Origin of the sequence: Micromonospora sp. CMU55-4, from assembly GCF_011602315.1 — a bacterium.
Classification (GTDB): domain Bacteria; phylum Actinomycetota; class Actinomycetes; order Mycobacteriales; family Micromonosporaceae; genus Micromonospora; species Micromonospora chalcea.
The window spans coordinates 1-26,340 of the sequence record NZ_JAAOLH010000009.1 but is presented as its reverse complement, the minus strand read 5'-3'; the positions used below and the strand labels follow the sequence as shown (position 1 = coordinate 26,340).

The following is a 26,340-nucleotide window of genomic DNA, read 5'->3' as shown; positions in this document are numbered from 1 at the left end:
TTTCGGACCGACCGTAGACCGGGCCAGGACGGTGTGATGGGTTCCCGCAGTACGAATCTCCGTACGAAGATCATCGCGCTGCTGGCGTCGCTGACCGCGCTCTGGGCGTTCGCCGCGTGGGTGACCGTGCGGGACGGGTTCAACCTGCTCGGCGTGCAGACGCTCAACGCGCGCGTCTTCGAGCCGAGCGACCCGCTGCTGCAGGAGCTGCAGGCCGAGCGGCGGCTGTCGCTGCGCTATCTGGGCGAGTCCGATCCGGGCCGGCTGCGGGAGCTGGACGCCCAGCGCGCCCGTACCGACGAGACCGCCACCGCGCTGTGGCGCTCGGTGCAGGACTGGCGTACCGAGATCCCGGCCAGCGAGGAGCTGATGCAGCGGCTCGGCGAGCTGAAGACCGAGCTGGACCAGATCGGCCAGGTACGCGCCGACGTCAGCCGCAAGACCATCGACCGCACCGCCACGCTCACCGCGTACGACGAGGCGGTCGACGCGATCTTCGCCGTCTTCGACGCGCTCGGCGGCCTCGACGACGACGAGATCGCCAAGGACACCGCCGCGCTCATCGACCTCAACCGGTCCCGGGAGCTGCTGTCCCAACAGGACGCGCTGATCACCGGCGCGATCGCGGCCAACCGGATCACCGTGGCCGAGCAGACCGCGTTCGCCCGCCTGGTCGGCGCGCAGTGGTTCCTCGCCGACCGCACCGCCCGGGAGCTCGCCCCGACCGACCGCGCACGCTTCGAGCGGATGGTCGAGGGCGACGCGTTCCAGCAGTTGCAGACCCTTCAGGACCGGGTCCTCGCGGCCAAGGGCGCCGACGTGCGCCCGCCGGTGACCGCAGCGGCGTGGCAGGCCGCCGCCGAGCAGGCGATGGCCGACCTGCGCGGGGTGATCCTGGCCGGCGGCGAGGACATCGTGTCCCGGGCGATGCCGGTAGCGATCGGCGTCATCGTGCGGCTGGTGCTCGCCGCCGGTCTCGGCCTGCTCGCCGTCATCGCCTCCGTGGTCGTCTCGATCACCACGGCCCGGTCGCTGGTGCGGCAGCTCGAACGGCTGCGCGAGGCGGCCTTCAACCTGGCGCACGAGCGGCTGCCGAGCGTGGTGGAGCGGCTGGGCCGCGGCGACGAGGTGGACGTCGCCCGCGAGGCGCCGCCGTTGCAGTTCGGCGACGACGAGATCGGCCAGGTGGGCAAGGCGTTCAACGTCGTGCAGGAGACCGCCGTCCGCACCGCCGTCGAGCAGGCCGAGCTGCGCCGCAGCGTACGCGACGTCTTCCTCAGCCTGGCCCGGCGCACCCAGGCGCTCGTGCACCGGCAGCTCACGCTGCTGGACGCGATGGAACGCCGGGAACACGACGCCGAGGAGCTGGAGGACCTGTTCCGGGTCGACCACCTGGCCACCCGGATGCGGCGCAACGCGGAGAACCTGATCGTGCTCTCCGGCTCCACGCCCGGCCGGGCCTGGCGGCGCAACGTGCCGATGGTCGACGTGGTCCGCGGCGCGGTAGCCGAGGTCGAGGACTACACCCGGGTCACGGTGCGCCCGCTCGGCGAGGTTTCGCTGACCGGTCGCGCCGTCGGTGACGTCATCCACCTGCTGGCCGAGCTGATCGAGAACGGGCTCTCCTTCTCGCCGCCGCAGACCACTGTCGAGGTTCGCGGTCAGCTCGTGGCGAACGGCTTCGCCATCGAGATCGAGGACCGGGGCCTCGGCATGAGCCCCGACGAGCTGGCCGCCGCCAACGCGCGCATCGTCGACCGGTCCGAGCTGAACCTGGCCGACGCCGCCCGGCTGGGCCTGTTCGTGGTCAGCCGGCTCACCGAGCGGCACGGCGTCAAGGTGCAGCTCAAGGAATCCGCGTACGGCGGGACCACCGCCGTGGTGCTGATCCCGCGTGAACTGATCACCGCTGACGGCGCCGACGCGGCCGAGGCCCTTCCCGCACCCGGGACGGCCCTGCCCGTGGCGCCCGCGCCGGATTCGGTGCGGAGCACTCCGGCCGGCGACGGGCCGGCGATCCCGTCCGGCCCGGACGGCGCCGCCGAACCGGACCAGCCGGCCGAGCCCGCCCCGCAGGTGCCGGAGCCGGTGACGCGGGCGCCCCGGCTGACCCCGTCCGGGCTGCCGGCGCGTACCCGCAAGCGGCAGCCCGCGGTGGCCGGGCCCACCACGGAGCTGGCGGTGGTGGAGCGGCGGCCCGCCGCCACGACCGACGCGGCGGAGGCGTCGCCGGCGACGGAGCCGGAGACCGAGGCGGAGACGACGCCGGTCACCGACGCGGGACTGCCGGTCCGGGTACGCCAGGCCAGCCTCGCGCCGGAACTGCGGCACGACCAGACCGAGGCGGACGACGACGCCGCCGACGATGACACGGCGCGTGCACCGGAGCAGGTGCGCCGGATGATGAGCTCCTACCAGAGCGGCACCCGACGCGGCCGTACCGATGCCGCGCGCCTGCTCGGCGGGGCTCAGGGGGCCGGCGGTGCGCCGGCCGACGCGGACGAGCAGGTTACCTGACCGGGACGTCGACGCGACGGAAACCGGAAGCTGACGGCACACAGCCGGAAAGAAGAGGACGACGAGTGGCGCAGAAGACGGCTTCGAGCGCGGATCTGACGTGGCTGCTGGATGACCTGGTCGGCCGGGTCAAGCAGGCGGAGCACGCCGTGGCGCTCTCCACCGACGGACTGCTGATGGCCTCGTCCCGCGGATTGAGCCGGGACGACGGCGAGCACCTGGCCGCCATGGCGGCGGGCATCCAGAGCCTGGCCCGTGGCGCGGGCAAGCGGTTCGGCGGCGGGCAGGTGCAGCAGACCATCATCGAGATGCAGTCCTCCTTCCTGTTCGTCACAGCGGCTGGGCGTAACGCCTGCCTGGCGGTGCTGGCCTCGGAGGACGCGGATGTCGGCCTGATCGCGTACGAGATGGCCATGCTCGTCACCCGGGTCGGCCGGTTCGTCGCGTCACCGACCCGGGAACAGCCCCTCGGCGAGAACGCGGCACGATGACCGGCCGGGGGGAGTCCGCGGAGCAGGAGTGGGTGGACGACCACGCCGGCCCGGTGGTGCGCCCGTACGCGGTCACCGGCGGCCGGGCCCGCCCGGTGACCGGCACGTTCGACCTGATCTCGCTGGTCACCGCGACCCGCACGGATGTCGGGTCGGAGTCCGGGCTGGGCCCGGAGCACGTGGCGATAGTCGGCCTCTGCCAGCGGATTCTCTCCGTGGCCGAGATCGCCGCCCATCTCGACCTGCCGGTGGGCACGGTCCGGGTCCTCCTCGGAGACCTGGCCGCCCGCAGTCTGGTGCAGGTACGCGAGCCGCGCGCGACCACCGCCGGCCTTCCCGACGAGCACGTTTTCGAGGCGGTTATCAATGGACTACGGGCGCTCTGAGCGGCCGGCGGGCGCCGGGCCGCTGCCCACCGCGATCAAGATCCTGATCGCGGGCGGGTTCGGCGTCGGCAAGACCACCATGGTGGGCGCGGTCAGCGAGACCAAGCCGCTGCGCACCGAGGAGGTGCTTACCGAAACCGGGATCGGCATCGACGACCTGTCCGGCGTGGAGGAGAAGTCGACCACCACCGTGGCGATGGACTTCGGCCGGATCACCATCAGCGACGACCTGGTGCTCTACCTGTTCGGCACGCCCGGGCAGGACCGGTTCTGGTTCGTCTGGGACGAGCTGGCGCTCGGCGCGCTCGGGGCGGTGGTGCTCGCCGACACGCGCCGCCTGGCGGACTGCTTCCCGTCGATCGACTACTTCGAGGGGCGCGGCACGCCGTTCGTGGTGGCGGTGAACTGCTTCGAGGGGGCCAAGAAGTTCCGGCTCGACGAGGTGCAGGCGGCGCTCGACCTGGACCCGGGCGTACCTGTGGTGCTGTGCGACGCGCGCAAGCGTGAGTCGGCCAAGGAGGTGCTGATCACGCTGCTGGAACACGCCATGAAGCTGCGCGAGGCGCGCCGCCGCGCCGCCGGCGACTGAGGCTGCGTCGCATGACCGAGCTGAGTGTCCGGGCGATGTCACCGGAGGAGTTCGACAGCTGGCAGGACGAGCTGGCCGCCGGGTACGCGCGCGAGCACGTCACGGCCGGCAACTGGGCGCCCGAGGAGGCGCTCGACCGGGCCCGGGAGGCCACCGCCGGCTTCCTGCCGCAGGGCATGGCCACGCCCGGCATGCTGTTCCTGGTCGGCGAGCTTGCCGACGGCTCACCGGTCGGCTGGCTGTGGATCGGCCTGACCCACCCGCGCGGTCTCGCCGACTGCGCGTTCCTCTACGACATCGAGGTGGCCGCCGGGCACCGGGGCCGGGGGCTCGGGCGGGCGCTGCTCGCGGCGGGGGAGCGGGTGGCCCGGGAGCACGGCGCCCAGGCGCTGGAGCTGAACGTCTTCGGCACCAACGAGACGGCGCGCAAGCTGTACGAGACGTCGGGATACCGGGTGGTCACCCAGCAGATGCGCAAGGACCTGCCCGCCTAGGCACGGGCGTCAGAGGCGGGTGGCGGTCCGGATCAGGCCGGCCAGCGCCCGGGACCGGCTGTGCGGTGGCCACGCGATGACTGTGGTCACCGCCGGCGCGTCCGGCACCGGCACGGTGGCCAGGTCGGCGAGCAGCAGCGACCGGGCCGACTCCGGCAGCACCACCACGGTCCGGCCGAGCGCGATGAGCTGGAACAACTGGGCGTGGTCCCGGACCTCGGGGCCGGGCCCGTCCGGATACGACCCGTCGGCCCGGGGCCAGCGCGGCATGGGCAGGCCCGGCAGCGCCTCCACCTCGGCCATCAGCAGGTGCGGTCGCCGGGCCAGCGGATGCCCGGCCGGCAGGATCGCCACCTGCGGCTCGGTGATCAGCTCTTCGGTGTCCAGCCCGGTCGTCGAGTCGTACGGCAGGTGCAGCAGCGCCACGTCGGCCCGCCCGTCGCGCAGCAGCCGTTCCTGCTCGCCGATGCCGCACAGCAGAACCTCGACCGGGACCGCGTCCGGCTCGGCGGCGTACGCGCCGAGCAGTTTCGGCAGCAGCTCGCTCGACGCCCCGGTCTTGGTCGCCAGCACCAGCCCGGGGCCACCGGTAGCGGCCTGCCCGGCGCGTCGGGTGCGGCGGTCGGCGGCGGCCACGGCGTCGAGTGCCGCCCGGCCCTCCCGCAGCAGCACCGACCCGGCCGCGGTGAGCGCGACGCTGCGGCTGTCCCGCTCCAGCAGAGTCACGCCGAGACGGCGTTCGAGCTGCCGGATCGCTCGCGACAGCGGCGGCTGGGCGATGCCCAGGCGGCGCGCGGCGCGGCCGAAGTGCAGCTCCTCGGCGACCGCCACGAAGTAGCGAAGCTCCCGCGTCTCCATCCCGCCACCGTACCGCCGCATCGATACCTGCCAGGTATCGCGCGCCACCGAAGCGGTGTTGGAGGACCGCGCGGCCCGCGGACAGGATCGAGAGCATGAGCGAACGGACGATCGCGCTGGTGACCGGCGCGAACAAGGGAATCGGGTACGAGATCGCGGCCGGCCTGGGCGCGCTCGGCTGGCGGGTGGGCGTCGGCGCCCGGGACGAGCGGCGGCTCGCCGAGGCGGTGGCGAAGCTGCGCGCGGGCGGCGTGGACGCGTTCGGCGTACCGCTGGACGTCACCGACGACGCGAGCGTGACCGCCGCCGCCCGGCTGCTGGAGACGGAGGCCGGCGGTCTGGACGTGCTCGTCAACAACGCGGGCGTGACAGGTGGCGTGCCGCAGCACCCGGGCGACGTCGACCTCGCGACCATCCGGACCGCCGTCGAGGTCAACGTGATCGGGGTGGTCCGGGTGACCGAGGCGATGCTGCCGCTGCTACGCCGCTCGGCGTCGCCCCGGATCGTCAACATGTCCAGCGGTGTCGGCTCGCTGACCCGGCAGAGCGCCTCCACCGGAGAGAACCAGACCGGGCCGCTGTCGGTGGCTTACTCACCGTCGAAGAGCATGCTCAACGCGGTGACCATCCAGTACGCGCGGGCGCTGGCGGACACCGGCATCCTGATCAACGCCGCCTGCCCGGGCTTCACCGCCACCGACCTCAACAGCTTCCGCGGTGTGCGGACCCCGCAGCAGGGAGCGGCGATCGCGATCCGGCTCGCGACGCTGCCCGACGACGGGCCGACCGGCGGCTACTTCGAGGACGCGGGCACGATCCCGTGGTGACTCCGGTCAGCTTCTAGACGTGACTGAGCGTGACGCTCACGGCGGGGCATACCGCTCTCAGGTGACGTCATCTTTCCCCGGACGACACGCCCGGACATGCGGTGGTCCATCAGAGCGCGGTGCGGACCGGCTGTCGAGGGTGGCCCGTCAGAACCACATCACCGGGTTGCCGGTGGCCACCGACGCCGCGCACAGCCGGCGCAGCGGCTCCACGATGTAGGCGAAGTCGTTGCCCGACCGGCTCCGGGTCCGCACCGCGAGCCGTTCGGGCGGCGGCTCGCCGTGCTCGCCCACCGGCCGCATCGCCAGCACCGTCCGCGTCCCGCCGGCGGTGAGCTCCACCCGGTCGCCGGGCAGCGGCCGCTGGCCGAACCGGACGGCCCGGAACAGCGTCACCGGCGGGTCGGCGGTGTCGACGACGAAGAAGCCGTCCGGATCTACCCCGGCCCGGAAGTCCGGGCCGAGCATGAACACCCCGTGGTAGCTCTCGACGTACTGCATCAGCACCCGGCCGGTCGCCTCGTCGATCAGTTCGACCCCGTCGGTGATCCGATCGGTGCGCGCGAACGCGTCCAGCTCGGCGAGCGCCACCGCCGCCCGGTCGGCCGGCAGCGAGCCGCCGTTGAGGTTCGGCAGCGCGGTGGCGAGCGTCGGGAAGCGCTCCGGGCCGGCGGCGCGTAGCGCCTGCTGGAACAGCCGTACGCCGGCCCAGTTGGAAACGTGCTCGCTCGCCTGCTCCATGGCCTTGTGCGGGCACGCCTCCGCCAGCCAGGCGTCGAACGTGCGGTGCGCGGCCTCGTTGCCCTCCCACTGCCGCAACAGCGCGAGACAGCCGTCCTCGTCGATGCCGACCGGTCCGACCGGGCACGGCGCGGTGAGGCCGTCCTGCCAGCACCGGCAGTACACGAACGCGTCGAGTCCCACGCCGGCACGCTACCGGCGCCCGATCGTCGGCGCGTACCCGTTTCCGCCGGCCCGCTTCCGTAGGCACGCTTCCGGCGGGTCACGTGATGGCGAGCAGCATGCCGTCCCCCTGTTCGGCCGCGGCGCGGTAGAAGTCACGCAGCGCGGTGAAGTTCGGCAGCAGGTAGGCGTCGAACTCGTCGGCGCCGTCGTCCCAGATGTGCGGGTAGATCTCGGCCTCCGACAAGGCTGCCGGGTCGAAGCGGGCCCGCAGCGTCGCCTCGTCGATCGCGTCGAGCCCGCCGGCCACAGCGCGGACGGCGTCGGGCATCAGCAGCCGGGCCGGGCCCATCCCCAGGTCCGGCCCGATCGGGTCACCACCCAGGACGGCCGGCCCGGCGTCGCCCCGGATCTCGTACGTGTCGCCGGTCAGTAGGTAGTGCAGCCCGTGCCACGCCTTGTCGAGGTCGAGCTCGTCCGGGCCACCCTGGAACAGGGTGTCGACCTTCTCCGGGTCGGCGAGGACCGCCGCCAGCTCCTCGGCGGACAGCCGACGTGCGTTGAAGATCATGCCCACGGGGTGCCTCTCGGGGGTGCCGGTCGGAATCGGCGGCAGCGTAGCGTGCGCTTGCGACAGGCATGGCACCATCGGCTCATGGCCACTGACACCCGCCACCTCGCCGTCCACATCGACCGTCCGGTCGCGGAGGTCTACGCCTTCGCCGCCGACCCGGCGAACCTGCCCCGCTGGGCGCCGGGCCTCGGCGGTTCGGTGAACCTCATCGACGGCCAGTGGTTCGTGGACACACCCGAAGGGCGGGCGCGGCTCACGTTCGCCCCGGCCAACGAGTACGGCGTGCTCGACCACGAGGTGCGGACGCCGTCGGGCGAGACGGTGTACGTGCCGTTGCGCGCCATCGCCGACGGCAACGCCACCGAGGTGGTGTTCAGCCTGCGCCGGATGCCCGGCATGAGCGACACGGACTTCGACCGGGACACCGCGCTGGTCGAGGCGGATCTGGCCCGGCTCAAGGCCGTGCTGGAGAGCGCCGCCGGCTGAGAGGCGCGCGTGGTCAGTCGGCAGCCCGGCCCCGACAGTGGCAAGGAGGGCGCGTCATGCCCCTGCTGCGGATCCACCTCGACAGCGACCCGACCACCGCCCGCCGCGTCCTGCAGACGCATCGCGAGGGCGGCGTGCATCACGAGTCGCGGGAAGCGGCCCGGGAGCAGGTGTGGCGCCAGGGCCGCACCCCGGCCGGTGACCCGGTCTTCGTCGGCATCACCAACGGACGCCGCAACGTGCAACTGCTCTACGACGTCGAGGTCTACTCCGATACCGTCCCGTGAACGCACGCGGCACTCACGCCCCTGAAATGGGAATTGCGCGCCGGGCTCGGCCGGTGATCGTGAGCGGGACGAAATTCGACGCACCTGGGCGCCGAATGCAATTGCGTCGCAGCGGTAGCTCGCGCTTCACAGCCGACCCGCGGTCCAAGTTCTTGATTCAGTCGCCGATCGCGTCCCGCATTCGTTCCCTCGTCCAGTATTCGGACGGGTCGGTGGCACCCGGGCTCGGATTGTGGGTAGCGACCACCGGGCCGGGCGGCGCCGGCCGCGCCGCGCCGCCGTCGCGCGCCGCGACGACCACGACGGCCACAGCCACGGCGAGCGCCGCGACGGCGGCCGCGCCGAGCAGTACACGATGTGACATGTCGCCTCCTCCGGACCGGTCGACCGGTGCCGGTCCGCCTGGTGCGCCGGCGGCACACCAGGCGGACCGTCGTTCACCAGGTGTCGTTCGCGTACGTGTTGTAGAGCGTCCCCACCACCGCGGCGGAGAAGTACGGCGAGCCGTTCGTGTTCGTGCCGCTCGAGTAGCTCATCACCCCGTGCACGTCACCGCGCCTTGTGGTGTTGTCATAGCTGTAGTACCACGGGCCGCCGCTCGAACCGCCCCCGAAGCCGCAGTTCATCTCGATCCGGTTGCTGCCCGCGTCCCGCGACGTGCCCGAGCAGACCCACTGGATCTCGCCGCTGTCCTTGTTGCTCGGGTAGCCGAAGACGTCGTAGTGGTACGCGCGCCCACCGCCGGTGAGCAAGCCGTTCGCGCCGACCGCGTCCACGATCGACCGGCTGCCGTAGACGAGCGCGACGGCCACGTCGTACTGCCGCTCACGGGTGCTGATCCAGCCGCTGGGCACCGCCAGCGTGGACCAGTCCCAGGTGCCGTACGGCTGCGCGCCGTTGCGGTAGGACGGCACGAACATCCAGTTCGCGGTGTGCCAGTCCCGGCCCGGCCCGTCGTGCACGCAGTGTGCGGCGGTGAAGACCATGTTGCGCGCCGGGCTGTTCACCACGCTCGCCGAGCAGTAATGGCCCAGGCCGTCGGTCGAGCTGGTGTAGAAGATCTTCCCCACCGTGATCGACTCGTTGAGCTGGGCGCCGAAGCCGCTGCCGTCCTTCGGCGCCACCGCCTCCGCGAAGCGCCGTACCCGCTCCGCCGTGGGGCTCTGGGTGACCGGGCCGGCGGCCTTCTCCACCTCGTCGGCGGGAGTGGCCGCCGCCATCCGCTCGGCCGTCCAGTATGCCCTGGCCTGCCCGGCCGACGACCCCACCTTGCGCTCGATCGAGGTCACCGCGGCCGGAGCAGCGGTGCCGGAGGTGGTGTCGGTGGCGGCCTGAGCCGGAGTGCCGGCGAGGATCGTCGGCAGGATCAGGATCGGCAATGCCAGAAGTCTCATCGACGTTTTCATGAATTCCTTCCCAGTGTTTCGATTCCCGTATCGAAAACTGGAGCGCCCCCGTGGTTCGTCGCGACAACCGAAACGTATCGACGGGCTTCGGCACATGTCAATGAATCATGGATGTCGATTCTGTGCATTGTCGGATGTGCGATCGGTCGCTGCGGGAATTCCATCCAGTCGCAATTTTTCGGGGTGGATGAGGTACGCAAAAGGGCCGCTCCCCGCCGGAGCGGGAAGCGGCCCTCGGTGAGCCGTACGGGATCAGCTGGCGATCATGCGGCGCAGCACGTACTGCAGGATGCCGCCGTGCCGGTAGTAGTCCGCCTCACCCGGGGTGTCGATGCGGACCACGGCGTCGAACTCCACGCCGGTGTCGGTGGTGACCTTGACCGTACGCGGGGTGTCGCCGTCGTTCAGCGCGGTCACGCCGCTGATCGAGAACGTCTCCGTGCCGGTCAGGCCCAGCGACTCGGCGGTCTCCCCGCCCGGGAACTGCAGCGGCAGCACGCCCATGCCGATCAGGTTCGAGCGGTGGATCCGCTCGTACGACTCGGCGATGACCGCCTTCACGCCCAGCAGCATCGTGCCCTTGGCGGCCCAGTCACGCGACGAGCCGGAGCCGTACTCCTTGCCGGCCAGGATGACCAGCGGGACGCCCGCCTCCTGGTACGCCATCGAGGCGTCGTAGATCGAGGTCTGCTCACCGGTCAGGTGGTTGACGGTGAAGCCGCCCTCGACACCCGGGACGAGCTGGTTGCGCAGCCGGATGTTGGCGAACGTGCCCCGGATCATCACCTCGTGGTTGCCCCGGCGGGAGCCGTACGAGTTGAACTCGTGCCGGGCCACGCCGTGCTCGGCCAGGTACTTGCCGGCGGGGGAGTCCGCCTTGATCGAGCCGGCCGGGGAGATGTGGTCGGTGGTCACCGAGTCGCCCAGCTTCGCCAGCACGCGCGCGTCGGCGATGTCCTGCACCGGGGCCGGCTCCTGCTGCATGCCCTCGAAGTACGGGGGCTTGCGCACGTACGTCGACTCGCCGTCCCAGGAGAACGTGTCACCGGTCGGGGTCGGCAGCGACTGCCAGCGCTCGTCACCGGCGAACACGTCGGCGTACGCGGCGCTGAAGCCGGTCGCGCCGATCGCGGAGGCGATGACGTCTTGGATCTCGGCGCTGTTCGGCCAGATCTCCCGCAGGTACACCGGGTTGCCCTGGGCGTCCTCGCCGATCGGCTCGTTGGCCAGGTCGATGTCCATGGTGCCGGCGAGCGCGTACGCGACCACCAGCGGCGGGGACGCCAGGTAGTTCATCTTGACGTCCGGGTTGATCCGGCCCTCGAAGTTGCGGTTGCCGGACAGCACCGACACGACGGCGAGGTCGCCCTCGTTGACGGCGGCGGAGACCTCCTCCGGCAGCGGGCCGGAGTTGCCGATGCAGGTGGTGCAGCCGTAGCCGACCAGGTTGAAGCCGAGCTTCTCCAGGTACGGGGTGAGGCCGGCGCGGTCGTAGTAGTCCATGACGACCTTCGAGCCCGGCGCCAGGGTGGTCTTCACCCACGGCTTGCGGGCCAGGCCCTTCTCCACCGCGTTGCGGGCCAGCAGCGCGGCGCCGATCATGACCTGCGGGTTCGAGGTGTTGGTGCAGGAGGTGATCGCGGCGATCACCACGGCGCCGTGGTCCAGCTCGTACTCGACGCCGTCGGCGCCGGTCACCCGTACCGGATTGCTGGCCCGGCCGCCCGCGCCCACGGCGGCGGTCTCCAGGTCGCGCGGTGCGTCCGCCGGGTCGTTCACGCCGTTGGCGGGGGAGTCGCTGGCCGGGAAGGACTCGGCGGACGCCTCGTCGGCCGGGCCGTCGGCGCCGAACGGCTTCTCCTGCTGCGGCACGCCCGGCTTGCGGCCCGGGTCGCCACCGGTCTCGTCGGCGGCCACGTAGTCGCTGAGCGCGGAGCGGAACAGCGTCTTGGCGCTGCCCAGCGGCACCCGGTCCTGCGGGCGCTTCGGGCCGGCCAGCGACGGCTCGATGGTGCTCAGGTCCAGCTCGAGGCGCTCGGAGTACTCCGGCTCGCGCTCCGGGTCGTGCCAGAGGCCCTGCTCCTTGGCGTACGCCTCGACCAGCGCCACCTGCTGTGCGTCGCGGCCGGTCAGCTCCAGGTAGCGGACGGTCTCGGCGTCGATCGGGAAGATCGCCACGGTCGAGCCGTACTCCGGCGACATGTTGCCGATGGTGGCGCGGTTGGCCAGCGGCACGGCGCTGACGCCGGGGCCGTAGAACTCGACGAACTTGCCGACCACGCCGTGCTTGCGCAGCATCTCGGTGATGGTCAGCACCAGGTCGGTGGCGGTGGTCCCGGCCGGCATCTCGCCGGAGAGCTTGAAGCCGACGACGCGGGGGATCAGCATGCTGACCGGCTGGCCGAGCATCGCGGCCTCGGCCTCGATGCCGCCGACGCCCCAGCCCAGCACGCCCAGGCCGTTGACCATGGTGGTGTGCGAGTCGGTGCCGACGACCGTGTCCGGGTACGCCTGGCCGTTGCGCTCCATGATCGTACGGGCCAGGTACTCGATGTTGACCTGGTGCACGATGCCGGTGCCCGGCGGGACGACCTTGAACTCGTTGAACGCGGTCTGACCCCAGCGCAGGAACTGGTAGCGCTCCTTGTTGCGCTCGTACTCCAGCTCGACGTTGCGCTCGAAGGCGTCCTCGCGGCCGAACAGGTCGGCGATGACCGAGTGGTCGATGACCAGCTCGGCCGGAGCGAGGGGGTTGACCTTCGTGGCGTCGCCGCCCAGGTCACGTACCGCCTCGCGCATGGTGGCCAGGTCGACCACGCAGGGCACGCCGGTGAAGTCCTGCATCAGCACCCGGGCCGGGGTGAACTGGATCTCCACGCTCGGGTCGGCGGTGGCGTCCCACGCGCCGAGCTGCTGGATGTGGTCGGCGGTGATGTTCGCGCCGTCCTCGGTCCGCAGCAGGTTCTCCAGCAGGATCTTCAAGCTGTAGGGCAGTCGCTCGTGGCCCTCCACCTTGTCGATCTTGAAAATCTCGTAGCTCGCGTCTCCGACGCGTAGCTGGGTCTTCGCACCGAAGGTGTCGAGGCTCGCCACGTCGTACTCCTTCACACCAGCGACCGTGAGTAGTCCTGAGCAGTTTGTCGCACCGACCGGAGCGCCGCCGTGCTTAGGCAACACTTACCTGCGTCGGTCTCTACAAAACCGTACGTCCGTCTTGCTATTCACGCAACCTCGTGCCACGCTGCGGGACGAGGAGGTGCCACCATGATCCATCACGTCCTGCTCGCCTGCCCCCGCGGCTCCGAGGATCTCTCCCGCTCCTTCTACGTCGGCCTGCTCGGCCTCACCGAGAAGCCCAAACCCCCGGCCCTCGCCGCCCGCGGTGGTTGCTGGTTCACCGGGTACGACGCCGAACTGCACCTGGGCGTCGAGGACGACTTCCGCCCGGCCCGCAAGGCCCACCCGGCCCTGGTGCGCCCCGACCTCGACGAGCTGGCCGCCCGCCTGGACGCCGCCGGCCACGCCGTGACCTGGGGCGACGAGGAGATTCCCGGCATGCGGCGGTTCCACACGCACGACCCGCACGGCAACCGGCTGGAGTTCTTGGCCCCCGCCGGGTGACCGGGCGCGGGTAGGGTCGGCGGGGTGGTCGACGTACAGCACTGGCTCGCCGCCCTCCCACCGGGCCTGATCTGCCTGCTCGTGGGCGTGGTGATCGGCGTCGAGAGCATGGGCATCCCGCTGCCCGGCGAGATCGTGCTGGTCAGCGCCGCCCTGCTCGCCGCCACCGGCGCCGTCGGGCCCGAGTGGGTGGCCGCCGCCGCAGCCACCGGCGCGATCCTCGGCGACTCCGTCGGGTACGCCGTCGGCCGCCGCGGTGGCCGTCCCCTCTTGGAGCGGCTCGGTCGGCGCTTCCCGAAACACCTCGGCCCCGCGCACCTGGCCCGCGCCGAGTTGAGCTTCGCCCGGCACGGTGTCTGGGCGGTGTTCTTCGGGCGGTTCGTCGCGCTGCTGCGCATCCTCGCCGGGCCGCTCGCCGGAGCGCTGCGCGTGCCGTACCGCCGGTTCCTGATCGCCAACGCCGCGGGCGGGCTGGTCTGGGCGTTCGGCACCACCTACCTGTTGTTCTATCTGGGGCAGGCCGCCGAGCACTGGCTCAAGGACATCTCCTGGGCCGGGCTGGTGCTGGCCGTGCTGGCCGGCGTGGTGAGCACCGCGTGGCTGCGCCGCCGAGCCAAGCGCCTGCAGCCCCTGGACAGCCCCGACACCCCCGACCCGGTCCCCGCAGCCGACCGCTGACCCACCCCGCCCGCACTCCGGTCCCCGCCCTGGGCCATGGCCCCTGCTCCGTTCCCCGGCCCTGCTCCGGTCTCCGCCTCGCCTAGCTGCCTCCCCCGGGCGCCGCCGCCGAGGTGATCAAGGAGTTTGTGTACGGATTCGGCCCGCCAGAGGACCAAAACTCCTTGATCGTCCGGCGTGGGCGCTGGCTGGTGGGCTGTAGGCCGGGAAAGCGAGAACGGGCGGGGCGAGCGGGAACGGGTGCTCAAGCGCGGGTGCGGGATTCCGGTGCGCCGCCCGCCCCGTTGATCATGAGGTTGGCGGCAGTTTGTGTCTGTTTTGTCCCGGCCAACCTCATGATCAACGAGACGGGGTGAGGGCGTGGGGAGATCTGGTGGTGCGATGGCCGGTGGTCAGGGGGCGGTCAGCAGGTCGAGCAGGGTGTCGCGGGCGGTGCGTACGGCGGCTCGGGACTCCTCGGTGTGATCCAGCGCGTCGAATCCGTGCTGACCGTTCGGCACGTCCACCACGTGCAGCGGGATGCCGCGCCGCCGGGCGACCACCGTGAACGCCTCGATGGTGGGTGCGACCTCGGGCCGTTCCCGGCCCGCCCTGGTCAGCACCAGCGTCGGCCGAGCCGGCTCGCCCGGCCGTGCGGCGTCGATGCCCGTGTCGCCGGAATCCACGCTGCCCGGCGTCGTGGTGTCGTCCGGCAGCGCCGGGGTGGCGGTGGCGTCGCCGGTGGGGGCGGGCAGGTCGAGCGCGTCGATCGGGCGGAAGCGCGGATCCACCGGGGGCCACCCGGGCAGCGGGGCCAGCAGCGGATAGGTCGCGGCCAGGCCGCGCAGCCAGCGGGGCGGGTCGCGGAGCCAGTCGCCGAGCAGCAGGCCGGCGCCGGAGAAGAACCAGAGGCCGAGCCGGTCGGCGTCGACGCGCGGGTCGGCGCGGAGCAGTTCCGCGGCGGCGGCGACCCGCGCGGCGACGGCGTACAGGTCGTCGGGGCCGGCCACGGTGAGCTGGGGAATCGCGGCCAGCACGCCCCGCTCGGCGAGCAGCGCGCCGTAACCGCGGTAGAGCGGCCAGTCGCGCGCGTCCGGCGCGTCGGGCGGGCCCGGCACGCCGTGCACGATCACGACTGCGGGGTGCCGGCCGTCGCCGGTGGGGACGTGCAGGTCGACGTCGCCGTGCCGCTCCACCGCGGCGGGCCGGGGGTCGAGGACGAACGGGCTTTCCCAGAAACTGGTTCCCATCACGCCGATGCTAGGAGAACCCGCCCGGCCGCGCCGCCCCGTGACTGTCCGTTCAGGACGACGACGCCTTCGCGTGCCGTTCGCGCAGCCGGTCCCGGATCTCCTCCGGGGTGTACGCGCGGCGCCGCCGTTCCGCGCGCGCCACGACCACTCCGGTCGCCGCGACGCCGGCGAGACCCGCGAGTCCGAGTACCTTCCACCACCGCATCCGTTGCCGCATCCGCTTAGGGTAGTCCTCCATGAGCATCAGCCTGGACGAGGCCGTGGAGCTGACCCGCACCGGCGATCTGTGGGTGTTCCGCGGGCGCAGCGTGCCGGACCGCGCCATTCAGCTCACCACCAACAGCCCGGTCAACCATGTGGGCATGGCGGTGGTGCTCGACGACATGCCGCCGCTGATGTGGCACGCCGAGCTGGGCCGTTCGCTGCCGGACATGTGGACCGGCACGCACCAGCGTGGCGTGCAGCTGCACGACCTGCGCGACGCGGTCTGCGTCTGGGCCAACCGGTACGGCCAACGGGGCTGGCTGCGTCAGCTCGAACCGCCGGCCGACCCGGCGATGGAGGAGGCGGTGCTGCGTACCGTGGCCCGTCTCGACGGCACGCCGTTCCCGTCCACCGCGCAACTCGCCTGGCGGTGGGCCCGGGGCCGGGTGCCGCACCCGCGCCGCCTGAGCCTCGACGGCATCAAGGGCCGGATCGGCGGCCGGGGCCGGACCAGGAGCGGAGACGAAAGCACGGACGGCGGGCAGAGCAGCGACAACGCGTTGGAGACGGCGTACTGCGCCGAGGTGGTGGCGGTGACGTACGAGGCGATGGGTCTGCTGCCCGCCGGGCGGCGACCCAACTGGTACGACCCGGGACGGTTCTGGAGCGGCGACGACCTGGCCCTCAGCGGCGGCGCGCGCCTCGGAGCCGAGATCGAGGTGCGGATCCCGCCGCGCTGAGGAAGGTTTGCCGCCGCGCCGGGCCGGTAATGAGGAGCGTCGTGACGGCTTCCACCGACCTCGACACGCTCACCGACTTCTTCGACCGGTACGGCGTGGCGCTGACCACCGCCGACGTGCCGGCCATCGCCGGCTGCTACGCCCTGCCCGGGCTGGTGGTCGCCGACACCTACAGCTTCTCGTTCACCTCGCCGGCGGCGGTGGCGCTCAGCTTCGTCGGCGCCGCCCCCGACTACCAGGAGCGGGAACTGGTGGCCGCGAACGCGCAGATCGAGGACGTGCAACAGGTCTCGGCGCTGCTCACCGAGGTGGCGGTGCGCTGGGAGTTCCTGGACAGCCAGGGCGGCGCGGTGCCCGGCGAGCGTTACCGCTACCTGCTGCGTACCACCGAGGACGGTCCGGTCATCTGCACTGTCATCCGTACCGCCTGATCGTGGTGGTGCGGCGGCCGGCCACGCGGGCCGGCCGCCGCACCGACGGACGTCAGCGGTGGTGGGCGCCGGCCCAGCGGTCGGCCTCGGGGGCCGGGTGCAGGCCGGGCTCGTGCAGGCCCTCCTCGGTGACCTGGCCGATCCGGCGGTACGTCTCGGGCCGGCTGGTGCGCAGCACCGCGCCCCAGATCAGGCCGAGCACGCCCGCCGCCACCGGAATCGCCGGCAGCAGCCACTTCAGGTAGCTCGCGGTGTCGGGCGCGAGCAGCGCGTCGAAGTTGAACAGCAGCACCAGCAGCACGGCGGTGAGCAGGATCGTGCCGAGCCCCGGGGCGATCGCCCGCTGCCACGCGCTCTCCGGGCCGGGACGGCCCCGGAAGAAGCCCACGACGGAGGCCGAGGTGAGCGTCATCAGCAGCACGACGCCGACCGCCGCCGCGCCGGACAGCCAGGTGAACAGGTCGATGACCGGGTCACGGCCGGTCATCGCGAACGCCAGGAACACCACCACGGCGAGGATGCTCTGCACCAGCGAGCCCGCCACCGGGGCGCCGCTGCGGCTGGAGGTCGCGCCGAGGAAGCCCGGCAGGACCCGCTCGCGGCCCAGCGCGAACAGGTACCGCGCCACGCCGTTGTGGAACGACAGCAGGGCGGCGAGCACGCTGGTGATGAACAGGACGTTGGCGATGTCCGCGACGACCGCGCCGGTGTACTGGTCGAGCGCGCCGAAGATGACGCCGGGCCCCGCCTCGGCGCTGGCCGCCGGCGCGTTCTCCGGGCCGGTCAGCACGGTCAGCGCCCACGCGGAGAAGGCGTAGAACAGGCCGGTGAACGCGACGGCGATGTAGGTGGCCCGGGCCACCGTGCGCCGCGGGTCCTTGACCTCCTCGCTGTAGATGGCGCCGCTCTCGAAGCCGGTGAAGGAGGCGATGGTGAACGCGAGCACCGCGCCGAAGCCGGCGCCGAACAGGTGGCCGGGGCTGATGCCGGCGGTGGTGACGGCGCCGCCGGCCGGGTTCGCGAAGGCGACCAGGTCGAAGATCAGCACGGCGATGCACTCGAGGATGAGCAGCACCGCCAGCACGGTGGCGTTCAGGTCGATGCGCAGGACGCCGAGCGCGCCGATGAAGACCCAGGCCAGCAGCGCCCAGACCCACCAGTCGAGGCTGATGCCGGTCTTGGCGTCCATGAAGTCGCCGAGGATCGCGCCGAGCAGGCCGTAGAGACCGATCTGAATGGCGTTGTACGCGGCCAGCGCGACGGCCGAGCCGGCCACCCCGCCGGCTCGACCGAGGCCGTTGGCGATGTACGCGTAGAACGCGCCCGCGTTGGCGACGTACCGGCTCATCGCGGCGTAGCCGGTGGCGAAGACGGCGAGCACTGCGGCGAGGAGCACGTATCCGAGCGCGGCGCCGATGTTGCCGCTGACCGCGTACATGGTGGTGACGCCACCGCCGAGAACGGTCAGCGGGGCCGACGCGGCGACGGTGAAGAAGACGAGGTGAGCGGTGCCGAGACGACCGCGGCGCAGCCCACCGTCAGAGAAAAACGGATCGGAGGACAAGGCTTCTCCAGGGGAGGGAAGTGAGGGGGTTCAGCTGTCTACTTCGGAACAACCTGAAGCAGGGTATTGGTGATCACTGATCGTCACAACCCCGTCTCGATATCGATTTGGGGGGCTCCTGATCGACCGGAATTGAGCTGTGCGTGGTCATGCCGTACCGTCCCGTGTCGACGTTCACGGCCACCGTTCGAGGATGGACCATGACCTACCCCGGGGCGCAGGCCACGTATCGGCTTGCGGATGCGCTGTTCCTTATCGGACACGACGAGTTCACCGGCAAGCCGCATGTCGCCGTCGACCGGCTGGAGTGTGGGCTGGCCGGCGCCGCGCTCGCCGAATTGATGTTCGAGGGCCGGATCGCCCTCGACGGCGGCGGAATCGCCGCTGTCGATCCGCGACTGTGGCAGGAGCCGCTCACCGATCTGCTCATTACCGAGATTCTGCGTCGGGAGGGCGCGCACCCGGCCCGGCTGTGGATCCGTTATCTGCGGACCCAGCTCAACATCAACGAGCGTGTCGGCACCCGGCTGGTCACCGCCGGCGTGCTCCGCCGGGAGCAGGGCAAGCTGATCGGCCGGACGGTGCGCTGGCCGGCCAACGACCCGAACCAGGCGGCCTCGCCGCGGGTACGGCTGACCGCCATGCTGATGCACTCGTCCCCGGCCGAACTGGACCCGGGCACGCTGCTGCTGGCCAGCCTCGCCGAGGCGGTCGGGCTGGCCGCGAACATCTTCGACCCGCAGGTCGGCGTCCGGATGCGGGACTGCCGGCGGTTCCTGCCGGGGCAGCTCGACGGACTGCTCGCCGCCGTCGTGGGCGCGCTCGACGTCAGCACCACGACGGTACGGCGATGACGTCCCGCCCCGGGTGAGGCCGGGGCGGGACGATCCCGGTCAGGCCGGGTCGCGCCACATCGGGTAGAGGCTGGGCCCGTCCGGCAGGTCGAGCGTGACCGGGCGGCGCCGGAACCCGAGCCGCTCGTAGAGCGCGGCGTTGCGCGGCGAGCTGGCTTCCAGGTACGCGGCGGAGCCGGCCTGATCCAGCTCGGCCAGCTTGTTACGCAGCAGCGCCGACCCGACGCCCTTGCCGTGATGGTCCGGGTGTACCGCGATGAAGGGCAGGTACCAGTGCGGCTCGCTCGGGTGGCGGGCGCCCATCATCTCGTCGAGCATGCCGAACCGCTTCATGGCCTCGGCGCCGATCGCGGCCTCCATCCCGGCGAACTCGTCGCCCTCCTCGGCCTCGTGGCCGTCGCCGGTGGGCAGCCAGAGCGTGGCGCCCAGGCCGTCGCCCGCGAGGTGGACCTCGCCGGTGCGCAGCGCCAGCGCGACGAACGGCCCGAAGAAGGCGGGATGGACCCGCGCGCGGTGGTCGTCGGCCGGGAAGACCCAGCCGCTCACCGGATCCTGCATGAACGCCTCGGCGAGAATCGCGGTCACGACGGCGGCGTCCGCCGTGGACGCCCGCCGGATGTTGCCCTGCCACTCAGTCACTGGCCATCCGTCCTACCGGCTCGACGAGCCATTGTGGTCATTGATCGGCGTGCAAGGTATCAGGAGTCCGCGCCGTGCGGCAGGCCCGATTCCGGCCGCTCGCCGCGGCCCGGTCCCGGTGGCTACGCTGGCCCGGACCCCGACAGGAGGACCATGTCCCACACGCGTCGCTCCGGCCCGCAGCCCGGGGCCGCCATGACCTCGTCCCCCTGGATCCTCGTCGCCGCCGGCGTGGTCGTGATGGTGGTCCTGCTGGCGGTGGCGCTCGGTTCGGTGCGGGGACGGAGCACGTTCCCGGCGGCCGATCCGCCCGATCCGCTGATGCCGCTGCCGCACGTGCCGCCGACCCCCACGGCGGTCAGCGCCAGCGGTCCGTCGCCGGTCTCCGCCACCGCTCCGGTGTTGCCGGGCCTGTCGCCCCGCTCCACGGAGCTGCCCGCCCGGCCGACGCCGGCCGCGTCGACGCCCAGCCCCCGGGGCGTCGCCCGGCCGGTGCCGCCCCCGTCGTCTCCGCCGCCGGTGGCGCCGCCGTCCGCGGTGACCGGCAGGTACAGCGTGCAGAGCGCCTTCGACGGCGGCTTCATCGGCGAGGTGCTGCTCGTCAACACCGCGCGTTCGCACCGGGGCTGGACGGTGCGCGCGGTCTTCCCCGGCGGAAGGCTGGTCACCGCCTGGGTCGAGGGCGCCGAGCAGGGCGTGTTCCGTTTCGACGACGGCGTCTTCACCTACCGCAGTGGATTCGACCTGGCCCCCGGGCAGTCCCTGGCGGTGCGGTTCCACATCGAGCGGGCGGGCACCCGGCCGGCGAGCTGCACCGTCGACGGCACGCCCTGCGTCGCCCGGTAGAACCCGCGCCCCGGGATCGGGGCGACACGCGTGCACTCTCTTGCAAGGTAACTGCTTTGTTGCAGCATGGTTTGCAAGGTATTGCAGAATGTTTCGGCAAGGGCTAGCGTGCGGGCGAATCAGCGACCAGAGAAAGGCCGTCGATGAAACCGCCGCCGATATCCCCCAAGGCGCTGCTCGCCCTGGTCACCTCCCTCGTGCTCGCCGTCGTCGGCGTTCCGGTGGCCCTCCATCAGCTCGGCGACGACGCTCCCGAGCGCGCCGCCACCCCCGACGTCCTCGCCGCCGGCAACGCTCCCCAGTGGAACCACGAGCCCTCGCCCGACGCGCTGCTCGCGGCGAGCCGCAACACCGCCAAGGCCGAGCAGTTCTACTTCGTCCTGCCGGACCGCTTCGCCAACGGCGACAAGCGCAACGACAACGGCGGCCTCACCGGCGGCCGGCTCACCACCGGCCACGACCCGACCGACAAGGGCTTCTACCACGGCGGCGACCTCAAGGGCCTGATCGACCGGATGGACTACATCCAAGGGCTCGGCACCACCGCCATCTGGCTCGCCCCGATCTTCAAGAACCGGCCCGTGCAGGGCACCGGCGCCGACGTCTCGGCCGGCTACCACGGCTACTGGATCACCGACTTCACCCAGGTCGACCCGCACTTCGGCACGAACGCGGAGCTGAAGAAGCTGGTCGACCTCGCCCACCGGCGGGGCATCAAGGTCTACCTCGACATCATCGTGAACCACACCGCCGACGTCATCCGGTACGCCGAGGACAAGTACGGCTACGTGGACAAGAAGACCGCCCCCTACCGCGACGCGCAGGGACGACCCTTCGAGGACCGGAACTACGCCGACGGCACCCGGAAGTTCCCCGCCGTCAACGAGAAGTCGTTCCCGTACACCCCGGTGTTCGCCACCCCTGCCGACGCGAAGGTCAAGGTACCGGCGTGGCTGAACGACCCGACCATGTACCACAACCGCGGTGACTCCACCTTCGCCGGGGAGAACAGCGAGTACGGCGACTTCTCCCGCCTGGACGACCTGTGGACCGAGCGGCCCGAAGTGGTGCGCGGCATGACCGACATCTACGCCGAGTGGATCGGCAAGGCCGGCGTGGACGGGTTCCGCCTCGACACCGTCAAGCACTCGAACCTCGAGTTCTGGCCGCAGTTCGCCCGCGGCATCGACGCCGCCGCGGCAAAGGCCGGCAAGAAGGACTTCTTCATGTTCGGCGAGGTCTACAGCGCCGAACAGGAGATCCAGTCCACCTACGTGCGGCGCGGCGGCCTCCCCGCCACGCTCGACTTCTCGTTCCAGGAGGCGGCACGTGGCTACGCCGCCGCCGACGGCTCGGCCAAGGCGCTCGCCGACGTGTACGCCAAAGACGACCTCTACACCGCGCGGGACACGAACGCCAACCGGCTCACCACGTTCCTCGGCAACCACGACATGGGCCGGATCGGCTCGTTCGTCGCCGCCGGCGGCGGGGACGACGCCGCCCAGCTGACGCGCAGCCGGCTCGCCCACCAGCTCATGTTCCTCACCCGTGGCCAGCCGGTCGTCTACTCCGGCGACGAGCAGGGCTTCACCGGCCCGGGCGGGGACAAGGACGCCCGGCAGGACATGTTCGCCTCCCGGACCGCCGACTACCTCGACGACGACCTGATCGGCACCACCCGCACCCACGCCGTCGACCAGTACGACACCCGCCACCCGCTCTACCGGACCATCGCCGAGCTGGGCGGCCTGCGGGCCGCGCACCCGGCGCTGCGCGACGGCGTCCAGGTCACCCGGCACGCCGCCGACGGCCCCGGCGTCTTCGCGTTCTCCCGCGTCCTGCCCGCCGACCGGATCGAGTACGTGGCGGCGGTGAACAACGCCGCCACCCCGCAGACTGTCACGGTGGACACCTGGTCGGCCGGCGCCCGCTTCACCGGCGTGTACGGCGGCGCCGCAGACGTGACGGCCGCCGCCGACGGCAAGCTGAGCCTCACCGTGCCGGCCATGTCGGCGGTGGTGCTCAAGGCCGACCGGGCCATCCCGCACCCCGGGGCCGCTCCGAAGATCACGATCACCGAGCCGGGTGACGAGCCCGCCCCCGGCAAGGCCACCGTCACCGCCCAGGTCACCGGCGACCCGCTCGCCACCGTCACGTTCGCCGCCCGGGTCGACGGCGGGAAGTGGACGCTGCTGGGCAGCGCGCACCGCGCCCCGTACACCGTGCACCACGACCTCACCGGCCTGCCCGGCGGCACCACTGTCGAGTACAAGGCAGTGGTCCGCGACGGCAAGGGCCGCACCGCCACCGCCCGCGCCACCGGCACCGTCGGCACCCCGGACCGGGGCGAGTCGCGGGACTGGGCGATCGTGCACTACAAGCGCCCGGCCGGCGGGTACGACGACTGGCGGCTCTACGCCTGGGGTGACATCGACCCGGCGTACGTCACCGAGTGGCCCGCCGGGCAGCCGTTCGCCGGCGAGGACTCGTACGGCCGGTTCGCCTGGGTGAAGCTCAAGCCGGGCGCGAAGTCGGTCGGCTTCGTCGTGGTCGACTCCGGCGGCAACAAGGACGTCGCGGCCGACCGCTTCATCGACGTGACCCGGACCGGGGAGGTCTGGGTCAAGCAGGGCGACGCCGAGGTGTACCCGACGCGGCAGGCCGCCACCGGCGAGCCCGACCCGCCGGTGGCGCCGGACACGGCGCTGATCCACTGGCGCAAGGCCGACGGCAACTACGACGGCTGGGGCCTGCACCTGTGGGACGGCGCCGCCAGCCCGACCGACTGGGCCACGCCGCTCAAGCCGGAGAAGATCGACGCCTACGGCGCGGTGTTCCGGGTGCCGCTGAGCGCCGGCGCGACCGGGCTGAGCTACATCGTGCACTCCGGCGACCAGAAGGACCACCTCGAGGACCAGCGGCTCGACTTCGCCACCGCCGGGCGCGAGGTGTGGCTGCTCGCCGGCGTCAAGGGCCGGCTGCTGCCGACCACCACGTCCGGCGCCGCGACCGACATCGACATCACCAGGCAGAAGGCGAACTGGATCGACAGGTCCACAGTCGCCTGGGCCACCGGCCCGACCGACGGCAGGCGGTACGCGCTCGCGGTCGCCCCGGCCGGTGGGATCGGCGTCGCCGACGGCGAGCTGACCGGCACGTACACCGAGTTGCCGCTGCGGGCGCAGCGCAACGGGCTGACCGAGGCGCAACGACAGGCGTACCCCCATCTCTGGGACCGTCGCGCCTTCACGCTCGCGCGCGGCGACCTGGCCAAGGTGCCGGCGGCGCTGCGCGGGCAGCTCGTGGTGACCGAGCGGGACGCCGAGGGCGCCCTGCTCGCCGCCACCGGCGTGCAGATCCCCGGTGTGCTCGACGACGTCTACGCGGCCGCGACCGGCGCGAAACTCGGCCCGACGTTCGCCGGGCGGGTACCCACGCTGGCCGTGTGGGCGCCCACCGCGCGGAAGGTGGCGCTGGAGCTGTTCGACTCGCCAACGGCCGAGCCGACCACTGTGGCGATGCGACGCGACGACCGCACCGGTGTCTGGTCGGTGCGCGGGACGAAGGCGTGGACCGGTCGCTACTACCGCTACCAGGTGCAGGCGTGGCAGCCGGCGACACAGAAGGTGGTCACCGCGTCGGTGACCGACCCGTACTCGGTGGCGCTCGCGCCGAACTCCACGCACAGCCAGATCGTCGACCTAACCGACCCGGCGCTCGCGCCGGCCGGCTGGGCGAACCTGCGCAAGCCGGCCGCCCCGCCGGCGTCGAAGGCCCAGATCACCGAGCTGTCGGTGCGGGACTTCTCCATCGCCGACAACACGGTTCCGGCCGAGCGGCGCGGCACCTACCTGGCGTTCACCGACCCGCAGACGGCGGGCATGAAGCACCTGCGGGCGCTCGGCGACGCCGGGGTCAACTACCTGCACCTGCTGCCCGCGTTCGACTTCGCCACCATCCCGGAGAAGCGGGCCGACCAGGCCCAGCCGGCCTGCGACCTGGCCGCGCTGCCGCCGGACTCCGACCAGCAGCAGAAGTGCGTCGCGGCGGTCGCCGACACCGACGGCTACAACTGGGGGTACGACCCGCTGCACTACACGGTGCCGGAGGGCGGGTACGCCACCGACCCGAACGGCGCCAAGCGCACCACCGAGTTCCGGCAGATGGTCGCCGGGGTGAACAAGGCCGGCCTGCGGGTGGTCATGGACGTGGTCTACAACCACACCTCGGCCGCCGGCGCCGACCCGAAGTCGGTGCTCGACCAGGTGGTGCCGGGCTACTACCACCGGCTCCTCGACGACGGGTCGGTGGCCAACTCGACCTGCTGCGCCAACACCGCCCCGGAGCACGCCATGATGGGCAAGCTCGTGGTGGAGTCGATCGTCACCTGGGCCAAGGCGTACAAGGTCGACGGCTTCCGGTTCGACCTGATGGGCCACCACCCGAAGGCGAACATCCTGGCCGTACGGGCCGCGCTGGACAAGCTCACGCTCGCCCGCGACGGCGTCGACGGCCGGAAGATCCTGCTCTACGGCGAGGGCTGGAACTTCGGCGAGGTCGCCGACGACGCCCGGTTCACCCAGGCCACCCAGATCAACATGGCCGGCACCGGCATCGGCACGTTCAACGACCGGCTCCGCGACGCGGTGCGCGGCGGCGGCCCGTTCGACGCGAACCCGCGCGCGCAGGGCTTCGCCTCCGGCCTCTACACCGACCCGAACGGCGACGAGGTCAACGGCACGGCGGCCGAGCAGCGGGCCCGGCTGCTGCACCAGCACGACCTGATCAAGGTGGGCCTGACCGGTAACCTGCGCGACTACCGGTTCACCGACTCCTCCGGGAAGCGGGTCACCGGCGCGCAGGTCGACTACAAGGGCGCGCCGGCCGGATACACGGCCGCGCCGGGCGAGTCGGTCACCTACGTCGACGCGCACGACAACGAGATCCTGTACGACGCGCTGGCGTACAAGCTGCCGCAGGGGACCTCGGCGCAGGACCGGGCCCGGATGCAGGTGCTCGCGCTGGCGACCACAGCGCTCGGGCAGGGCGCCGGGTTCGTCACCACCGGCTCGGAGCGGCTGCGCTCGAAGTCGCTGGACCGCAACTCGTACAACTCGGGGGACTGGTTCAACCAGATCCGCTGGGACTGCGCCCAGGGCAACGGGTTCGGCGCGGGCCTGCCGCCGGAGGCCGACAACCGCGACAAGTGGTCGTACGCGAAGCCGCTGCTGGCCGACCCGTTGCTGGTGCCGGACTGCGCGGCGGTCGAACTGGCCGACGCCCGGTACGCGGAGCTGCTGCGGGTCCGCCGATCCTCGCCGGTGTTCGGGCTCAGCAGCGCCGAGCAGGTGCAGAAGCGGGTGGCGTTCCCGCTGTCCGGACCGAAGGAGACGCCGGGCGTGCTCACCATGACCCTCGACGCGCGCGGGCTGGACGGGACGTGGAAGTCGGTGACCGTCGTCTTCAACGCCACGCCGGAGACGGCGAAGCAGACGGTCACCGGGCTGCGCGGGGCGAACGTGACGCTGCATCCGGTGCTGCGGAACTCGGCCGACCCGGCGCTGCGTACCGCCTCGTTCGACCGGGCCGCCGGCACGTTCACCGTGCCCGCGCGCAGCGTGGCGGTGTTCGTCCAGAGCTGACCGGCACGGCCGACCGGCCCCCTGCCACGTCACGTGGCAGGGGGCCGGTCGCGTACCCCGGGACCGTCAGG

At 72.1% G+C, this 26,340-nt stretch carries 25 protein-coding genes; 15 read left to right on the top strand and 10 right to left on the bottom strand.

All coding sequences use genetic code 11. The features are described from left to right. The first annotated feature begins 36 nt into the window (after nucleotides 1–36). The 5 genes from HA073_RS17110 (at nucleotide 37) to HA073_RS17090 (ending at nucleotide 4,477) form a co-directional block, all read left to right on the top strand. Complete coding sequence (locus HA073_RS17110; protein ID WP_140946482.1) at nucleotides 37–2,517, top strand: nitrate- and nitrite sensing domain-containing protein; 2,481 nt, start codon at nucleotides 37–39, stop codon at nucleotides 2,515–2,517. Between the two features lie 65 nt (nucleotides 2,518–2,582). Next, nucleotides 2,583–3,008 carry a roadblock/LC7 domain-containing protein gene (locus tag HA073_RS17105; RefSeq protein ID WP_030503283.1) on the top strand — a complete coding sequence of 142 codons (426 nt, stop codon included), beginning with the start codon at nucleotides 2,583–2,585 and terminating at the stop codon, nucleotides 3,006–3,008. Further along, a complete protein-coding gene (locus tag HA073_RS17100) occupies nucleotides 3,005–3,394 on the top strand; it encodes a DUF742 domain-containing protein (RefSeq protein WP_030503284.1) in 390 nt (129 codons plus the stop codon). Before HA073_RS17105 ends, HA073_RS17100 begins: the two co-directional genes overlap by 4 nt. Continuing rightward, nucleotides 3,375–3,983: an ATP/GTP-binding protein gene (locus HA073_RS17095; RefSeq protein WP_043329666.1), complete on the top strand. Its 609-nt coding sequence runs from the start codon at nucleotides 3,375–3,377 to the stop codon at nucleotides 3,981–3,983. Before HA073_RS17100 ends, HA073_RS17095 begins: the two co-directional genes overlap by 20 nt. 11 nt (nucleotides 3,984–3,994) lie before the next feature. Beyond that, nucleotides 3,995–4,477 (top strand): GNAT family N-acetyltransferase, encoded by a 483-nt coding sequence (locus HA073_RS17090; RefSeq protein WP_166456849.1) that lies wholly within the window; start codon nucleotides 3,995–3,997, stop codon nucleotides 4,475–4,477. Nucleotides 4,478–4,486: 9 nt separating this feature from the next. Here HA073_RS17090 and HA073_RS17085 read toward each other — a convergent pair whose 3' ends face one another. Continuing rightward, entirely contained in the window at nucleotides 4,487–5,335 is an 849-nt protein-coding gene (locus HA073_RS17085; RefSeq protein WP_043329670.1) for a LysR family transcriptional regulator, read from the bottom strand. A gap of 95 nt (nucleotides 5,336–5,430) precedes the next feature. Here HA073_RS17085 and HA073_RS17080 point away from each other — a divergent pair, with 95 nt between their 5' ends. After that, nucleotides 5,431–6,162 carry an SDR family oxidoreductase gene (locus tag HA073_RS17080; protein ID WP_166456848.1) on the top strand — a complete coding sequence of 244 codons (732 nt, stop codon included), beginning with the start codon at nucleotides 5,431–5,433 and terminating at the stop codon, nucleotides 6,160–6,162. A 147-nt stretch (nucleotides 6,163–6,309) separates the two neighbouring features. On the opposite strand, the gene HA073_RS17075 is transcribed toward HA073_RS17080, so the two are convergent. Beyond that, the gene (locus tag HA073_RS17075) at nucleotides 6,310–7,086 is read right to left on the bottom strand and encodes a hypothetical protein (protein WP_166456847.1); all 777 of its coding nucleotides are present in this window, start codon (nucleotides 7,084–7,086) and stop codon (nucleotides 6,310–6,312) included. Between the two features lie 79 nt (nucleotides 7,087–7,165). Then, the gene (locus HA073_RS17070; protein WP_205797677.1) at nucleotides 7,166–7,636 is read right to left on the bottom strand and encodes a YfbM family protein; all 471 of its coding nucleotides are present in this window, start codon (nucleotides 7,634–7,636) and stop codon (nucleotides 7,166–7,168) included. An 84-nt stretch (nucleotides 7,637–7,720) separates the two neighbouring features. Here HA073_RS17070 and HA073_RS17065 point away from each other — a divergent pair, with 84 nt between their 5' ends. Both HA073_RS17065 and HA073_RS17060 read left to right on the top strand, forming a co-directional pair. Then, the gene (locus HA073_RS17065) at nucleotides 7,721–8,125 is read left to right on the top strand and encodes an SRPBCC family protein (RefSeq protein WP_043329676.1); all 405 of its coding nucleotides are present in this window, start codon (nucleotides 7,721–7,723) and stop codon (nucleotides 8,123–8,125) included. 56 nt (nucleotides 8,126–8,181) lie between these two features. After that, nucleotides 8,182–8,412: a hypothetical protein gene (locus HA073_RS17060; RefSeq protein WP_043329678.1), complete on the top strand. Its 231-nt coding sequence runs from the start codon at nucleotides 8,182–8,184 to the stop codon at nucleotides 8,410–8,412. A 157-nt stretch (nucleotides 8,413–8,569) separates the two neighbouring features. Here HA073_RS17060 and HA073_RS17055 read toward each other — a convergent pair whose 3' ends face one another. The 3 genes from HA073_RS17055 to HA073_RS17045 form a co-directional block, all read right to left on the bottom strand. Then, complete coding sequence (locus tag HA073_RS17055; protein WP_043329680.1) at nucleotides 8,570–8,776, bottom strand: hypothetical protein; 207 nt, start codon at nucleotides 8,774–8,776, stop codon at nucleotides 8,570–8,572. A 73-nt stretch (nucleotides 8,777–8,849) separates the two neighbouring features. Further along, nucleotides 8,850–9,806 carry a trypsin-like serine protease gene (locus HA073_RS17050; RefSeq protein WP_233607910.1) on the bottom strand — a complete coding sequence of 319 codons (957 nt, stop codon included), beginning with the start codon at nucleotides 9,804–9,806 and terminating at the stop codon, nucleotides 8,850–8,852. 264 nt (nucleotides 9,807–10,070) lie between these two features. Next, nucleotides 10,071–12,926, bottom strand: a complete 2,856-nt coding sequence (locus tag HA073_RS17045; RefSeq protein ID WP_043329693.1) for an aconitate hydratase — start codon at nucleotides 12,924–12,926, stop codon at nucleotides 10,071–10,073. Nucleotides 12,927–13,082: 156 nt separating this feature from the next. Between HA073_RS17045 and HA073_RS17040 the strand changes: the two genes are divergently transcribed. Beyond that, a complete protein-coding gene (locus HA073_RS17040) occupies nucleotides 13,083–13,439 on the top strand; it encodes a glyoxalase (RefSeq protein ID WP_166456846.1) in 357 nt (118 codons plus the stop codon). Nucleotides 13,440–13,463: 24 nt separating this feature from the next. Next, nucleotides 13,464–14,117, top strand: coding sequence for a DedA family protein (locus tag HA073_RS17035; protein WP_043329697.1), 654 nt, complete (start codon nucleotides 13,464–13,466; stop codon nucleotides 14,115–14,117). Between the two features lie 392 nt (nucleotides 14,118–14,509). Here HA073_RS17035 and HA073_RS17030 read toward each other — a convergent pair whose 3' ends face one another. Both HA073_RS17030 and HA073_RS17025 read right to left on the bottom strand, forming a co-directional pair. Continuing rightward, nucleotides 14,510–15,346 (bottom strand): hypothetical protein, encoded by an 837-nt coding sequence (locus HA073_RS17030; RefSeq protein WP_205797675.1) that lies wholly within the window; start codon nucleotides 15,344–15,346, stop codon nucleotides 14,510–14,512. 52 nt (nucleotides 15,347–15,398) lie between these two features. Next, a complete protein-coding gene (locus HA073_RS17025) occupies nucleotides 15,399–15,587 on the bottom strand; it encodes a hypothetical protein (RefSeq protein WP_166456844.1) in 189 nt (62 codons plus the stop codon). Between HA073_RS17025 and HA073_RS17020 the strand changes: the two genes are divergently transcribed. Together HA073_RS17020 and HA073_RS17015 are read left to right on the top strand one after the other, a co-directional pair. Continuing rightward, the gene (locus HA073_RS17020; protein ID WP_064445335.1) at nucleotides 15,586–16,293 is read left to right on the top strand and encodes a hypothetical protein; all 708 of its coding nucleotides are present in this window, start codon (nucleotides 15,586–15,588) and stop codon (nucleotides 16,291–16,293) included. The genes HA073_RS17025 and HA073_RS17020 overlap by 2 nt on opposite strands. A 41-nt stretch (nucleotides 16,294–16,334) precedes the next feature. After that, nucleotides 16,335–16,724 carry a hypothetical protein gene (locus HA073_RS17015; RefSeq protein WP_064445336.1) on the top strand — a complete coding sequence of 130 codons (390 nt, stop codon included), beginning with the start codon at nucleotides 16,335–16,337 and terminating at the stop codon, nucleotides 16,722–16,724. Between the two features lie 52 nt (nucleotides 16,725–16,776). On the opposite strand, the gene HA073_RS17010 is transcribed toward HA073_RS17015, so the two are convergent. Next, nucleotides 16,777–18,288 carry an APC family permease gene (locus HA073_RS17010; RefSeq protein WP_043329703.1) on the bottom strand — a complete coding sequence of 504 codons (1,512 nt, stop codon included), beginning with the start codon at nucleotides 18,286–18,288 and terminating at the stop codon, nucleotides 16,777–16,779. Nucleotides 18,289–18,488: 200 nt separating this feature from the next. Between HA073_RS17010 and HA073_RS17005 the strand changes: the two genes are divergently transcribed. Continuing rightward, the gene (locus tag HA073_RS17005) at nucleotides 18,489–19,142 is read left to right on the top strand and encodes a GPP34 family phosphoprotein (protein WP_030503305.1); all 654 of its coding nucleotides are present in this window, start codon (nucleotides 18,489–18,491) and stop codon (nucleotides 19,140–19,142) included. Between the two features lie 39 nt (nucleotides 19,143–19,181). Here the strand turns inward: HA073_RS17005 and HA073_RS31155 are convergent, their stop codons facing one another. After that, nucleotides 19,182–19,781, bottom strand: coding sequence for a GNAT family N-acetyltransferase (locus HA073_RS31155; protein ID WP_043329705.1), 600 nt, complete (start codon nucleotides 19,779–19,781; stop codon nucleotides 19,182–19,184). A 153-nt stretch (nucleotides 19,782–19,934) separates the two neighbouring features. Here HA073_RS31155 and HA073_RS16995 point away from each other — a divergent pair, with 153 nt between their 5' ends. Together HA073_RS16995 and pulA are read left to right on the top strand one after the other, a co-directional pair. Continuing rightward, nucleotides 19,935–20,627, top strand: a complete 693-nt coding sequence (locus HA073_RS16995; protein ID WP_064445338.1) for a cellulose binding domain-containing protein — start codon at nucleotides 19,935–19,937, stop codon at nucleotides 20,625–20,627. Between the two features lie 143 nt (nucleotides 20,628–20,770). Further along, nucleotides 20,771–26,269 carry a pullulanase-type alpha-1,6-glucosidase gene (gene pulA, locus HA073_RS16990; protein WP_166456843.1) on the top strand — a complete coding sequence of 1,833 codons (5,499 nt, stop codon included), beginning with the start codon at nucleotides 20,771–20,773 and terminating at the stop codon, nucleotides 26,267–26,269. The last annotated feature ends 71 nt before the right edge of the window (nucleotides 26,270–26,340 follow it).

Bases quoted from the DNA above. Each gene is read 5' to 3' on its own strand.
- HA073_RS16995 (WP_064445338.1), top strand. From the start codon at position 19,935: ATGTCCCACACGCGTCGCTCCGGCCCGCAGCCCGGGGCCGCCATGACC.
- HA073_RS17020 (WP_064445335.1), top strand. From the start codon at position 15,586: ATGAGCATCAGCCTGGACGAGGCCGTGGAGCTGACCCGCACCGGCGAT.
- pulA (WP_166456843.1), top strand. From the start codon at position 20,771: ATGAAACCGCCGCCGATATCCCCCAAGGCGCTGCTCGCCCTGGTCACC.
- HA073_RS17080 (WP_166456848.1), top strand. From the start codon at position 5,431: ATGAGCGAACGGACGATCGCGCTGGTGACCGGCGCGAACAAGGGAATC.
- HA073_RS17060 (WP_043329678.1), top strand. From the start codon at position 8,182: ATGCCCCTGCTGCGGATCCACCTCGACAGCGACCCGACCACCGCCCGC.
- HA073_RS17100 (WP_030503284.1), top strand. From the start codon at position 3,005: ATGACCGGCCGGGGGGAGTCCGCGGAGCAGGAGTGGGTGGACGACCAC.
- HA073_RS17085 (WP_043329670.1), bottom strand. From the start codon at position 5,335: ATGGAGACGCGGGAGCTTCGCTACTTCGTGGCGGTCGCCGAGGAGCTG.
- HA073_RS17025 (WP_166456844.1), bottom strand. From the start codon at position 15,587: ATGGAGGACTACCCTAAGCGGATGCGGCAACGGATGCGGTGGTGGAAG.
- HA073_RS17110 (WP_140946482.1), top strand. From the start codon at position 37: ATGGGTTCCCGCAGTACGAATCTCCGTACGAAGATCATCGCGCTGCTG.
- HA073_RS17030 (WP_205797675.1), bottom strand. From the start codon at position 15,346: ATGGGAACCAGTTTCTGGGAAAGCCCGTTCGTCCTCGACCCCCGGCCC.
- HA073_RS17040 (WP_166456846.1), top strand. From the start codon at position 13,083: ATGATCCATCACGTCCTGCTCGCCTGCCCCCGCGGCTCCGAGGATCTC.
- HA073_RS17065 (WP_043329676.1), top strand. From the start codon at position 7,721: ATGGCCACTGACACCCGCCACCTCGCCGTCCACATCGACCGTCCGGTC.
- HA073_RS17005 (WP_030503305.1), top strand. From the start codon at position 18,489: ATGACCTACCCCGGGGCGCAGGCCACGTATCGGCTTGCGGATGCGCTG.
- HA073_RS17055 (WP_043329680.1), bottom strand. From the start codon at position 8,776: ATGTCACATCGTGTACTGCTCGGCGCGGCCGCCGTCGCGGCGCTCGCC.
- HA073_RS17095 (WP_043329666.1), top strand. From the start codon at position 3,375: ATGGACTACGGGCGCTCTGAGCGGCCGGCGGGCGCCGGGCCGCTGCCC.
- HA073_RS17090 (WP_166456849.1), top strand. From the start codon at position 3,995: ATGACCGAGCTGAGTGTCCGGGCGATGTCACCGGAGGAGTTCGACAGC.
- HA073_RS17070 (WP_205797677.1), bottom strand. From the start codon at position 7,636: ATGATCTTCAACGCACGTCGGCTGTCCGCCGAGGAGCTGGCGGCGGTC.
- HA073_RS17050 (WP_233607910.1), bottom strand. From the start codon at position 9,806: ATGAGACTTCTGGCATTGCCGATCCTGATCCTGCCGACGATCCTCGCC.